We start from the raw sequence: 12079 nt of genomic DNA on the forward strand, positions 1-12079 counted from the left end.
ACCGCGCGGTAACTGTAGCGGGCCCCCCCGGCCCCCCCCCCTGAACCCCTGGCGGCCCCCCCCCCTACCCGGGGGGCGCCCCTCCTGCATGGGCCCCCGCGCGGGGCCGGCGTTCGGTTTACGGCTCGAACTTGTAGCCGAGGCCGCGCACCGTGACCAGGTAGCGCGGCGCGCCCGGGTCCGGCTCGATCTTGGCGCGCAGGCGCTTGACGTGGACGTCGAGGGTCTTGGTGTCACCCACGTAGTCCGCGCCCCACACCCGGTCGATCAGCTGCATGCGGGTCAGTACGCGGCCCGCGTTGCGCAGCAGCATCTCCAGGAGGTCGAACTCCTTGAGCGGGAGGTCCACCTTGGCACCGGCGACGGTGACCACGTGCCGGTCGACGTCCATCCGGACCGGGCCGGCCTCCAGGGCCGCCGGGGTCACCTCTTCCGGCTCGCCGCGGCGGCGCAGCACCGCGCGGATGCGGGCGACCAGCTCGCGCGAGGAGAAGGGCTTGGTGACGTAGTCATCGGCTCCTATCTCCAGCCCGACGACCTTGTCGATCTCGCTGTCCTTGGCGGTCACCATGATCACCGGCACGTTGGAGCGGCCGCGCAGCTGCCGGCAGACCTCCGTACCGGGCAGCCCGGGGAGCATCAGGTCGAGGAGGACGAGGTCGGCGCCGTTGCGCTCGAACTCGTCCAACCCGTCGGGCCCGGTCGCGGCGATGGCGACCTCGAAGCCCTCCTTGCGGAGCATGTAGGACAGGGCGTCGCTGAAGGATTCCTCATCCTCGACGACGAGCACTCGGGTCACGGAAGGACCTCCGGGGCAGGGATGGCTGGTTCGGTTTGGAGCACGGGTCGGGCGGGGTCGGCGGTTGCGGCGGAGGGCGGTACGGCGGCCTCCGGCAGCCGCAGGGTGAAGGTGGAGCCCTGTCCCTCTGAACTCCACACGGTGACCTCCCCGCCGTGCGAGGCGGCCACGTGCTTCACGATCGCGAGGCCGAGGCCGGTGCCTCCCGTGGCGCGGGAGCGGGCCGGGTCCACGCGGTAGAAGCGCTCGAAGATGCGCTCGCGGTCCTTCTCCGGGATGCCGATGCCCTGGTCGGTCACGGCTATCTCGATCAAGTCTCCACCCGGCGCGTTCACCCGGCGCGCGGCGATGCCGACGCGGGTGCGGGCGGGGCTGTAGTTCACGGCGTTCTCGACGAGGTTCCCCAGGGCGGCGGCGAGCTGCCCCCGGTTGCCCCAGATCCGCAGGTCGGCGGTGCCGCCGACGGCCATGGTGATCTGCTTCGAGGAGGCCGTGTGGCGGCAGCGGTCGATGGCCTCGGCGACGAGGGTGTCGGCCCGCACCGGCTCGGCGTCCTCCAGCGGGTCGTCGTTCTGGACCCGGGAGAGGTCGATCAGCTCCTGGACGAGGTTGATCAGCCGGGTCGCCTCGATCTGCATGCGCCCGGCGAAGCGGCTGACCGCCTCGGGGTCGTCGGCCGCGTCCATGACGGCTTCGGACAGCAGGGAGATCGCGCCGACCGGCGTCTTCAGCTCGTGCGAGACGTTGGCGACGAAGTCGCGGCGGACCGCCTCGATCCGGCGGGCCTCCGTCAGGTCCTCGACCAGCAGCAGCACCAGCCGGGAGCCGAGCGGGGCGACCCGGGCCGAGACCGCGAGGGCCTCGCCGCGGCCGGTGCCGCGGCGCGGGAGGTCCAGCTCGATCTGGCGTATCTCGCCGTCGCGGCGGGTGTCGCGGGCCATGTGGAGCATGGGCTCCACGGCCAGCTTGCCGCCGCGGACCAGCCCGAGGGCGTACGCCGCCGAGCTGGCCTTGACCACGGCGTCGCCCTCGTCCAGTACGACGGCGGACGAGCGGAGTACGGAGAGGACGGTGTCCACTCCGGGCGGGAGTACCGCGTTGATGTCGGGGCGCATGGCGCTCCGCGTGGGGCGGGCCTGGTCGCGCTCGCTCCAGCGGAACGCCAGCATGGCGATCACACCGGTGCACAACCCGGCGATCGCTGCAGCTGCGGCGACCGCCGCGTTCACGTCCATGTGTCCAGGTTAAGCAGGTGCGACGAGAGTTCCACAGCCGTTCGGGTGGCACCTCGAACACTCGTCGCCCAGAGTTCACCGTGGCGACGGTGCTGATTCACTTGTGATGCCGGAGTCGGACGCGTTCGCGTCCGATCGTGTCAACGTGGGGCAAGAGGCCCCGGCCCCCCGGGCACGGAGCAAGACGGGCGCGGGCACGGAGCAAGATCGGGCACGACGCAAGAGAGGGACACCCACCATGCGGGACGCGTACCACGAGGAACTGGACTCGATCGGAGAAGGCCTGGTCGAGATGGCCCGGCTCGTCGGTTCCGCGATCGGCCGGGCGACCACGGCCATGCTCGACGCCGACCTCAAGCTCGCCGAGAGCGTCATCGCCGCCGACCAGAAGGTGGACGACCTCCAGCACGACCTGGAGGCCCGCGCCATCGCGCTGCTGGCCCGCCAGCAGCCCGTCGCCACCGACCTGCGCATCGTGGTCACCTCGCTGCGCATGAGCGCGGACCTGGAGCGCTCCGGCGACCTGGCCCAGCACGTGGCGAAGCTCGCCCGGCTGCGCTTCCCGGACACGGCGGTCCCGCGCGACCTGCACGCGACCATCCTGGAGATGGGGCAGCTGGCGCAGCGGCTGATGGCGAAGGCAGCCGAGGTCATCATCACCAAGGACGTCGACCTCGCGCTCCAGCTGGAGCAGGACGACGACGAGATGGACCAGCTGCACCGCACGCTCTTCCAGCACCTCATGGACGACCGCTGGAAGCACGGCATCGAGACGGCGGTCGACGTGACGCTGCTGGGCCGCTACTACGAGCGCTTCGCGGACCACGCGGTCTCGGTCGCCAAGCGCGTCGTGTACCTGGTGACGGGCGAGCACGCGGACGAGCTGCAGGCGCCGACGGCGGTCGAAGGCGCCTGATCGGGCGTCACCAACCTTGCACCGATGCGCCGTTGACGCGCCCGTGCGGCTGGGCATGAATGAGGCAAAGGCAGTACGACCGGTACGCCTGCGAGGAGGAACCATGTCCGATTCCCCCGTCCCCATCACGCCCGAGCAGGAGCACCAGCCCCAGGAAGCCCTGCGGCTCCCCCTGCTCGCGGCCTGCGGCTGCGGCTCGGGCTGCGGCTGCGGCTGCCAGTCGGGCGCGCCCTGCCAGTGCGGCGGCTGAACCCGACCGCCTGGTCACCCGCACGCGACGGGCCCCGCCGGAATCCCGGTCGGGGCCCTTCGCGTCCGCCCGCCCGCAGGAGAAGGAGGAGACGACCGTGCGCCACGGCCGCCCCAGCGAGGAACAGCTGCGCCGCAACTTCGACAGCGTCCTGACGGCGGTGCTGTCCGGCCGCGGCGTCCGCACCGAGACGGGTCTGGACCACAGGACCGAGACGGCCCTGTGGGCGGTCCGCCGCGCCCACCCGAACCCCCCGGACGCCCTGGTGGCCGCGGCCCGCCGCGCCTTCGCCGGCCAGCTGGACGGCACCAACGCCGCCGCGTGGCGCGCGGAGATGGACCGCAGGATCGCGGCCCGCGGGACGGACCCGAGCCCCTGAACCACCCGCCGCGCGTCCGCCGTACGCCCTCTGTACGCTCACGATGATCGCCAGATGATCGACAAGGGGCACCAGGGGCACGGGCATGACCAGGGATCTCACCGGACGCACGGTCGTGGTCACCGGGGCCGGGCGCGGATTCGGCCGGGCCCTGGCCCTGGAGGCGGGCCGCTCGGGTGCGCGCGTGTTCCTGTCCGCGCGCACCCTGGCCGGAGCCCGACGCGTGGCCGACGAGGTGGCGGCCGACAGCGGGGCCGAGGCCGACGCCTTCGCCTGCGACCTGGCCGACCCGGACTCCGTACGGGCCTTCGCGCGGGCGGTGGCCGCCCGCACCGACCGGGTGGACGTCCTGGTCAACAACGGCGCCCGCTACCTGCACGGCCCCGACCTGTGGGACGCGGAGGACGACGCGATCACCGACACCATCGCCTCCGGGGCCACCGGCACGATCCTGACGGTCAAGCACTTCCTGCCGCTGCTGCGGGCCTCCACCGGCGCGGACGTGGTCAACCTGGTCTCCTCGGCCGCGGAGCCCCGCGACCACCGCTCCCGGGCGCACCCCGCGTTCCACGCGGCCAAGGCCGCCCAGGCGGGCTTCGCCGACGTCCTCTCCCACCGCCTGCGCCCCGAGGGCGTCCGCGTCATCTCGCTCTACCCGCCGGACTTCACCGACGGCGACCCGCTCGCCGCCGACTGGGACGACGCCCCCCGCACGCCGCAGGACCCGCTGGACGCCCGCTCCGTGCTCGACTGCGTCCTGTTCGCGATCGGCCAACCGCGCAACTGCTTCATCCGCTCCTTCCACTTCGAGCCGATGTAGCCACGAAAGAGCCCCCGCCCCGCACCGAGTGGGTGCGGGCCGGGGGCTCCGGGGCGCGCTGGTTACTTCTTCTTGCCCTGGTTGTTGCTCCGACCTGGTGCTTTGCCTGCCGCCGGGGCTCTGACCTGCGGTCGGGCGGTCAGCGGTCGTCACCCCCGGCCGCCCTTGGCCACCGTTCCACGGCCCAGGGACGGCCCGGGGCCCAGCGATCGAAAACTCAGCAGCGCCCCGTTCCTGCCCTGTGCGATCTTGCCAGCATGAACGAGAACGCCGCGACCTCCATAAGCGTCGCTGACAGTGAGATCCTCGCGGGCCGCATCATCCACGGCATCAAGGCCATGAGAAAGCATCTCGGCTGCTCTCTCCAGGATGCGTTCCTCGCCTTCCACGCGCGGTATGAAGTCCTCCGGCTTGAAAAGCCCGACGCGTTCACTGTGGCGCCCGGTGAGTACTGGACGGGCTTTTACTCCTGAGGCTCAAGGCCCGCCGCACAGGGGAAGTCAGCGGTGCGGCTTCGGCCGGGAGGTGTCACGGGCCGCATGCCCCCTACTTGTACCCACCACTGCCCCAACTCCCATCCCGTCCGCCGTCGACCCACACGTATGTGGAGCGGACGCGGTGCCGGGCGTCCAGGTGGAGCGCGCCACTGTACGAACGACCTGGACGCCCGGTGCCGTGTCTGCTCGGCTTGCCTGGGCCGATGGCAGATGGGATGGGAGTTCCCCGCCTCAACCCTCCACGGGCCCGCACCCGCGAGCGGTGCCCCGTCCATCCCGGAGTCGGAGCGCCCCCGCCGCAGGCATGTCGGTGAGGTGGGGAACCTCGGACTTCGGGTTCAGCTCATGCCCTTGGGCACCAGGGCGAGATCTTGGGCATCGACGTGGACGCGATCGACTTCGATACGGACACCGGGCACGTGGTCCAGCAGCTCAAGTTGAGCCGGAGCAAGGCTGCGTTCGCCCCTCCGAAGGGTGGCAAGCTCCGGGACGTCCCGCTGCCGGGTCCGGTGGCCGATGCGCTGCGTGCGCACATGAAGCGGTGTCCGCCGGTGGCCGTCACCTTGCCGTGGGGCGTGGTCGGCGGCCCGTTTGTGACGAAGCGGCTCCTGTTCACAGCGCCGATGAGCGGCCATGTATGGCGGAGCATGTTCAACCCGGAGCAGTGGAACCCGCCCTTGCGGCTGCTGGCGTCATCGCAGAGTGGGAGGAGGGGCAGCAGACCTATGCCTCCGCCCGCGAACACGGGATGCATGCCCTGAGGCACTTCTACGCCTCGGTGCTCCTGAACGCTGGAGAGAACGTCAAGGCCCTGGCCGAGTACCTGGGCCACTCGGACCCCGGCCTCACGCTCCGCGTCTACGCCCACCTGATGCCATCGAGCCGAGCCCGGACCCGACAAGCCGTGGCAGCGGTGTACGGGCAACCGTAACTCGGATGGAAAGCCCTGCACTCTCAGCCGGGATATCTCACCGGAAATCTTCCAGAAGATACGCGCGATGCGCGACTTCCAGAATTCTTACGCACGAGCAAGAAACCTAGGTTTATTCCTAGCTAGCTAGCTAGCTAGCTAGGTTCACCCGGACGGATGTTCAACACCTCTCCGCAGGTCAGTTGGGGCGTACGCCATAACTCTGCCACGCCGACAGCAGGAAAGTGGACGACTCTAATGGCCCACCGCGTTGCGGCTATACCCACCCTGCCAGCAGGTTTGTGACAGGTAGAAGTGACCCACTACAGTCCCTCGTGGAAATCAAAGAAGCCGCCCCGGCAAGGGCGGCTTCGTCTCCATGCACTGCCCCGAAACCCTTGACTAGTTCCTAGACACCCACGGAGGACTCCCATGGTGCCACGGCGAGGAGTGACCATCGACATCACACTGCGCGAGGCCCCGTTCCTGATCATCGGGGCGGCTGGTGCCGCACTCGCGGTCTGGACAGGCGCACCCCCAGAGGCGACGGCTCCGGCCGCGCTGCTGGTAGCGCTCCGCATCACGGTCCAGCGCCACCAACACGCCTGACGGCCCAAAGACGGCCCCTGGGGCACTCCGACCCTGGACTCACCTTGAAGGTGTACACCCACCTGATGCCCACCAGCCGGGACCGCGCGCGCCAGGCCCTCGGCAAGGCTCTGCGGCCGGACGGTTCCCCGAGCTGAGGGCCCACAGTGGGCCCAGGGCAAACGAATGCCCCCGACCCGCGCCGTGTGCGCAGGTCGGGGGCATGATCGCTTTTGTTACTTCTTCTTGCCCTGGTTCTTCACGGCTTCGATGGCCGCCGCCGCGGCGGCCGGGTCGAGGTAGGTGCCGCCCGGGTTCAGGGGCTTGAAGTCGGCGTCCAGCTCGTAGGAGAGCGGGATGCCGGTCGGGATGTTCAGGCCCGCGATGTCCGCGTCGGAGACGCCGTCGAGGTGCTTGACGAGGGCGCGCAGCGAGTTGCCGTGGGCGGCGACCAGGACCGTGCGACCGGACAGCAGGTCCGGGACGATGGCGTCGTACCAGTACGGCAGCATGCGGACGACGACGTCCTTGAGGCACTCCGTCCTGGGGCGCAGCTCCGGCGGGATGGCCGCGTAGCGCGGGTCCTCGGACTGCGAGAACTCGGTGCCGTCCTCGAGCGCCGGCGGCGGGGTGTCGTACGAGCGGCGCCACAGCATGAACTGCTCCTCGCCGAACTCGGCGAGGGTCTGGGCCTTGTCCTTGCCCTGGAGGGCGCCGTAGTGGCGCTCGTTCAGGCGCCAGGAGCGGTGGACCGGGATCCAGTGGCGGTCGGCGGCCTCGAGCGCCAGCTGCGCGGTGCGGATCGCGCGCTTCTGGAGCGAGGTGTGCACGACGTCGGGGAGCAGACCGGCGTCCGTCAGCAGCTCACCGCCGCGGACCGCCTCCTTCTCGCCCTTCTCGTTGAGATTGACGTCCACCCAGCCGGTGAACAGGTTCTTCGCGTTCCATTCGCTCTCGCCGTGGCGGAGGAGGATCAGCTTGTACGGTGCGTCGGCCATGCGTACGAGCCTAATGGACGCCGGATGGCCACGCGCGCGCCGGACGGGCCTCGTCGGGGGCGCCGCGGGACGGTCCCCGATTGACGTACCGCGTCAATCGAGTGGCGTCCGAGCGGTCGGACTCGTAATGTGCCGATCGCAGCGGCACCACTTACACAGCCAGGGGGATCCCGTATGTCCGTTGACAGGATGAGGCGGGCCGCGCGGGCCAGCGTCTCGGGGTTGCCGCGCGAGTTCTGGTGGCTGTGGACGAGCACGCTGGTGAACCGGCTCGGGGCTTTCGTCGCCACATTCATGACCTTGTACCTGACGCTCGACCGGGGCTACTCGGCCTCCTTCGCGGGCCTGGTGGTCGCCCTGCACGGGCTCGGCGGCGTGGTGTCCTCCCTGGTCGCCGGGGTGATGACGGACCGGCTGGGGCGGCGGCCGACGCTGATGGCCGCCCAGCTCTCCACGGCCTTCTCGGTCGCGCTGCTGGGCTTCATGCAGGACCCGGCCGCGATCGCCGCCGTCGCCCTGCTCGTCGGCATGACCTCCAACGCCTCGCGCCCGGCGGTCCAGGCGATGATGGCCGACATCGTGCGGCCGGAGGACCGGGTGCGGGCCTTCGCCCTCAACTACTGGGCGATCAACCTCGGTTTCGCGGTCTCCGCGACCGCCGCCGGCTTCATCGCGGAGTACAGCTACCTCGCCGGCTTCCTCGGCGAGGCGGCGCTGACGCTGGTCTGCGCGGTGCTCGTCTACGTCAAGCTCCCCGAATCGCGGCCCGACAAGGGCGCGGACGGCGCCGGTGGGGGTGCGGAGCCGGCGGTCGGGATGGGGACCGTCCTGCGCGACGGCCGCTTCATGGGGGTCGTCGGGCTGTCGTTCCTGATCTCGTTGATCTTCATGCAGGGTTCGTTCGGGCTGCCGCTGTCGATGGGCGCCGCGGGCTTCACCCCCGGCGAGTACGGCATGGTCATCGCCCTCAACGGGGTGCTGATCGTGCTGCTGCAGATCCCGGTCACCCGGCTGATCGAGCACCGCGACCCGCAGAAGCTGCTGGTCGCCTCGGCCCTGCTGGCCGGGTACGGGTTCGGGATGACCGCCTTCGGCGGCTCGCTCGGCGTGATCGCGCTGACCGTGTGCGTCTGGACGGTGGCCGAGATCATCAACTCGCCCACCCAGATGGGCCTGGTCGCACGGCTCTCCCCGACCCACGGCCGGGGCCGCTACCAGGGCATGTACACGATGTCGTGGGCGGTGGCCTCGCTGATCGCCCCGCTGTCGGCGGGCTTCGTCATCGACCGGCTCGGCGCGGGCTGGCTGTGGGGCGCGATGGCGGTCCTGGGCACGCTCGCCGGCCTCGGCTACTGGCTGCTGATGCGGAACCTGCCGGAGGCCGGGGAGCAGGAGGGGACGGAGGCGGTCGTGGCCGCCTCAGCACCCGACGCGGCGACGCCCGACGCCGCGACGCCCGACGCCGCCGCGGCCGCCGCCTGAGAGCGGGCGGTCAGGCCGAGGGCCGCGTCAGGTGTGTGAAGGCGTCCAGGTTGTGGGTGGGCTCGCCCCGCGAGACGCGCCACGCGTACTCCTTGCGGATGGCGCTCGCGAAGCCCAGCTCCAGCAGGGTGTTGAACGCCCCGTCCGCGCCCTCCAGCACCGCCCCGAGCACCCGGTCCAGCTCCACCGGGGTGATCACGGCCAGCGGCAGCCGCGCCGTCAGGTAGACGTCGCCGAGGCGGTCGACGGCGTAGGACATGCCGTAGAGCTTGAGGTTGCGCTCCAGCAGCCAGCGGTGGACGGCCGGTTCGTTCTCGTCCGGGTGCCGGATGACGAAGGCGTTCACCGACAGCGAGTGCCGGCCCACCTTGAGGGAGCAGGTGGTCGACAGCTTGCGCGTGCCCGGCAGCTTGACGACGTACGAGCCGGGCTCGGGGCTCTCCCACTCCAGCCCGGCCTCGTCCAGCGTGCTCTCGATGATCTCCGTCGGCGCGGTCTCAGCCATGGTGGGAGCGTACGTGACGGCGATGATCGTGCATCGCCGCGGTGTACACGTCCGCCGTGCCGCTGGCCGCGGTGTCCCAGCCGAAGAACTGCGCGTGGCGGGCCGCCTCGCGCCCCATCCGGTCGGTGAGCGTCGGGTCGTCGACGAAGCGGCGCAGCTCGCGCGCGTAGTCGACGGGGTCGTGGCCGGGTACGAGGATCCCCGTGACCCCGTCGTTGACCGCGACCGGGAGCCCGCCGACCGCGGCCGCGAGGACCGGCGTGCCGGTGGCCTGGGCCTCGATCGCGACCAGCCCGAAGGACTCGTTGTACGAGGGCATGACCAGCACGGAGGCCGCCCGGAACCAGTCCGCGAGCTGGTCCTGGCCGACCGGCGGGTGGAAGCGGACCAGGTCGGTGATGCCGAGCCGGGCCGCGAGCTTCTGCAGGCCCTCGGGCTTGGCGAGGCCGCTGCCGCTGGGGCCGCCGACGACGGGGACGAGGAGCCTGCGCCGCATCGAGGGGTCGCGGTCGACCAGCTCGGCGACGGCGCGCAGCAGGATGTCGGGGGCCTTGAGCGGCTGGATCCGGCCCGCGAAGAGGGGTATGACGGCGTCCTGCGGGAGGCCGAGGCGGGCGCGGGCGGCGGCGCGGCCGTCGCCGACGGCGAAGCGCTGGAGGTTCACGCCGGGGTGGACGACGGCCACCTTGCCGGGGTCGGCCTCGTAGTGGCGCACCAGCTCGTCGGCCTCCTCGGCGGTGTTCGCGATGAGGCGGTCGGCGGCGGCCACGATCTGGGTCTCGCCTATGACGCGCGCGGCGGGCTCGGGGCTGTCGCCCTCGGCCAGCGCGGCGTTCTTGACCTTGGCCATGGTGTGCATGGCGTGGACGAGCGGGACGCCCCAGCGCTCGGCGGCGAGCCAGCCGACGTGGCCGGAGAGCCAGTAGTGGGAGTGGACGAGGTCGTAGTAGCCGGGGCGGTGTCCGGCCCAGGCCTGCATGACCCCGTGGGTGAAGGCGCAGAGCTGGGCGGGCAGCTCCTCCTTGGCCAGGCCCTCGTAGGGACCCGCGTCGACGTGCCGCACCAGGACGCCCGGGGTCAGCTCCACGACGGGCGGCAGCCCGCCGGTGGTGGCCCGGGTGAAGATCTCGACCTCGATGTTGATCGCGGCGAGGCGCTTGGCCAGCTCCACGATGTACACGTTCATGCCGCCCGCGTCACCGGTGCCGGGCTGGTGCAGCGGCGAGGTGTGCACGCTGAGCATCGCGACCCGGCGCGGTTTGCGGTGGTGGCCCACGGCGGGGAGGCGCAGCCGGGGCGCGTCGTGGCGGGTGCTGCGGGCGGCGGCGAGCCTGCCGCCGAGCCGGGACACGTACTGACTCAAGGAGCGGTCCTCTCACTCGGGCTCGTACGGCTTACACGGTCATGATCGGGCAGGGCAGCGCGGAGCGCGGCCCACGCCCTGCAAGGAGTGCAACCCGCGCGACCGTCCCGCGCATTCCGGGGCGGCGCGAGGAATCCCGGCGGTTTACCGGATTTTTATCGAGCGCGCGCCCTCCGCTTACCCTCGGCTCATGGCCGCACGCACTCCTCCTCCCAGCCGACCCGTGGGTGCGGTGACCCGGGGGACCACGAATCCGAACCGGTTGCGCCGAATGGACCGCTGGATCGCGGCCGAGCACGGCGGCGCCCTGCGGCGGGCCGGGGCGCCGGTGGCGGTGGACCTCGGTTACGGCGCCGCGCCCTGGACGGCGGTCGAGCTGCTGGGCCGGCTGCGGCCGGTGGCCCCGGCGGTGCGGGTGGTCGGGATCGAGATCGAGCCGGCCCGGGTCGCGGGCGCGAAGCCGTACGAGCGCGAGGGGCTGAGCTTCCGGCACGGCGGCTTCGAGGTGCCGCTGGACGGGGGCGAGCGGCCGGCGCTGATCAGGGCCGCCAACGTGCTGCGCCAGTACGACGAGGAGCAGGTCGCCGCGGTGTGGCAGCGCCTGTGCGGACGGCTGGCGCCCGACGGTCTGCTGGTGGAGGGGACCTGCGACGAGATCGGGCGGCGGCACGTGTGGGTCGCGCTGGGCCCGGAGGGGGCGCGCACGGTGACCTTCGCGACCCGGTTGGGCTCCCTGGAGCGCCCCTCGGACCTGGCCGAGCGCCTGCCGAAGGCGCTGATCCACCGCAACGTCCCGGGCGAACCGGTCCACGCGTTCCTGCGCGACTTCGACCGGGCGTGGGCCGCGGCGGCCCCGTACGCCTCGTTGGGCGCCCGGCAGCGGTGGATCCGTACGGCGCGGTCCCTGGCGGTGGACTGGCCGCTGACGGACGGGCCGAAGCGGTGGCGGCAGGGTGAACTGACGGTCCGTTGGGACGCGTTGCGCCCGTTGGGGTGAGGCGCGGCGGACGGGGAACCGGGGGCGGGGGCGGCCCGTTGAACGCTCGAACGGCCCTTCGGGGGTGGAGCGGCGCGCGGTGGGCACGGGGTTGTGCGACGGAGGGTGTTGCAATTCGCCGAGTCGTGGCACCATCCCGATGGCAGTGCGAAGTTACTGATGAATAGTCAGATCTGATACGGGATCTGGCGCGGGTGCCTGGGGGGACCATGAAGCGACACCGTGGCGCATCCGCGCTCACCTTGCTCTGCGCGATGGCGATACTGACGGCCCCGGGCCTGGCGGGCACGGCGTACGCCGCCCCGGCCGCCCCGGCCGCCCCGGCCGCCCCGGCCGCCCC

At 71.7% G+C, this 12079-nt stretch carries 13 protein-coding genes and 2 pseudogenes; 10 read left to right on the forward strand and 5 right to left on the reverse strand.

Annotated features, from left to right (window positions below; all coding sequences use genetic code 11):
* Positions 1–118: 118 nt before the first annotated feature.
* Positions 119–799: a response regulator transcription factor gene (locus tag ACFWAR_RS37955; protein WP_007265514.1), complete on the reverse strand. Its 681-nt coding sequence runs from the start codon at positions 797–799 to the stop codon at positions 119–121.
* Entirely contained in the window at positions 796–2034 is a 1239-nt protein-coding gene (locus ACFWAR_RS37960) for a sensor histidine kinase (RefSeq protein WP_385787866.1), read from the reverse strand. Before ACFWAR_RS37960 ends, ACFWAR_RS37955 begins: the two co-directional genes overlap by 4 nt.
* A gap of 238 nt (positions 2035–2272) precedes the next feature.
* On the opposite strand from ACFWAR_RS37960, the gene phoU reads away from it, so the two are divergent.
* The 8 genes and pseudogenes from phoU to ACFWAR_RS38000 form a co-directional block, all read left to right on the forward strand.
* The gene (phoU, locus tag ACFWAR_RS37965) at positions 2273–2950 is read left to right on the forward strand and encodes a phosphate signaling complex protein PhoU (protein WP_351046453.1); all 678 of its coding nucleotides are present in this window, start codon (positions 2273–2275) and stop codon (positions 2948–2950) included.
* A gap of 103 nt (positions 2951–3053) precedes the next feature.
* On the forward strand, positions 3054–3200 hold the full coding sequence (locus ACFWAR_RS37970; RefSeq protein ID WP_351046450.1) for a hypothetical protein: 147 nt from the start codon (positions 3054–3056) through the stop codon (positions 3198–3200).
* Positions 3201–3297: 97 nt separating this feature from the next.
* A complete protein-coding gene (locus ACFWAR_RS37975; RefSeq protein ID WP_385787869.1) occupies positions 3298–3579 on the forward strand; it encodes a hypothetical protein in 282 nt (93 codons plus the stop codon).
* 85 nt (positions 3580–3664) lie between these two features.
* A complete protein-coding gene (locus ACFWAR_RS37980; protein ID WP_385787872.1) occupies positions 3665–4399 on the forward strand; it encodes an SDR family oxidoreductase in 735 nt (244 codons plus the stop codon).
* 257 nt (positions 4400–4656) lie between these two features.
* Positions 4657–4872 carry a hypothetical protein gene (locus ACFWAR_RS37985; RefSeq protein ID WP_385787875.1) on the forward strand — a complete coding sequence of 72 codons (216 nt, stop codon included), beginning with the start codon at positions 4657–4659 and terminating at the stop codon, positions 4870–4872.
* A 383-nt stretch (positions 4873–5255) separates the two neighbouring features.
* Positions 5256–5827 (forward strand): annotated as a pseudogene (locus ACFWAR_RS37990) (tyrosine-type recombinase/integrase); the annotation flags it as partial.
* 411 nt (positions 5828–6238) lie between these two features.
* Positions 6239–6415 (forward strand): hypothetical protein, encoded by a 177-nt coding sequence (locus ACFWAR_RS37995; protein WP_385787877.1) that lies wholly within the window; start codon positions 6239–6241, stop codon positions 6413–6415.
* A gap of 17 nt (positions 6416–6432) precedes the next feature.
* A pseudogene (locus ACFWAR_RS38000) lies at positions 6433–6552 on the forward strand (integrase); the annotation flags it as partial.
* A gap of 78 nt (positions 6553–6630) precedes the next feature.
* On the opposite strand, the gene ACFWAR_RS38005 reads toward ACFWAR_RS38000, so the two are convergent.
* Positions 6631–7392: a phosphoglyceromutase gene (locus ACFWAR_RS38005; RefSeq protein WP_385787880.1), complete on the reverse strand. Its 762-nt coding sequence runs from the start codon at positions 7390–7392 to the stop codon at positions 6631–6633.
* Between the two features lie 174 nt (positions 7393–7566).
* Here ACFWAR_RS38005 and ACFWAR_RS38010 point away from each other — a divergent pair, with 174 nt between their 5' ends.
* The gene (locus ACFWAR_RS38010; RefSeq protein WP_385787883.1) at positions 7567–8874 is read left to right on the forward strand and encodes an MDR family MFS transporter; all 1308 of its coding nucleotides are present in this window, start codon (positions 7567–7569) and stop codon (positions 8872–8874) included.
* Between the two features lie 10 nt (positions 8875–8884).
* Here the strand turns inward: ACFWAR_RS38010 and ACFWAR_RS38015 are convergent, their stop codons facing one another.
* Entirely contained in the window at positions 8885–9379 is a 495-nt protein-coding gene (locus ACFWAR_RS38015; RefSeq protein WP_385787885.1) for a YbjN domain-containing protein, read from the reverse strand.
* Complete coding sequence (gene mshA, locus ACFWAR_RS38020) at positions 9372–10742, reverse strand: D-inositol-3-phosphate glycosyltransferase (protein ID WP_385787888.1); 1371 nt, start codon at positions 10740–10742, stop codon at positions 9372–9374. Before mshA ends, ACFWAR_RS38015 begins: the two co-directional genes overlap by 8 nt.
* Before the next feature lie 190 nt (positions 10743–10932).
* Here mshA and ACFWAR_RS38025 point away from each other — a divergent pair, with 190 nt between their 5' ends.
* Positions 10933–11739, forward strand: coding sequence for a class I SAM-dependent methyltransferase (locus tag ACFWAR_RS38025; protein ID WP_385787891.1), 807 nt, complete (start codon positions 10933–10935; stop codon positions 11737–11739).
* The last annotated feature ends 340 nt before the right edge of the window (positions 11740–12079 follow it).

The organism is Streptomyces sp. NPDC059917 (genome assembly GCF_042730635.1).
Taxonomy (GTDB): domain Bacteria; phylum Actinomycetota; class Actinomycetes; order Streptomycetales; family Streptomycetaceae; genus Streptomyces.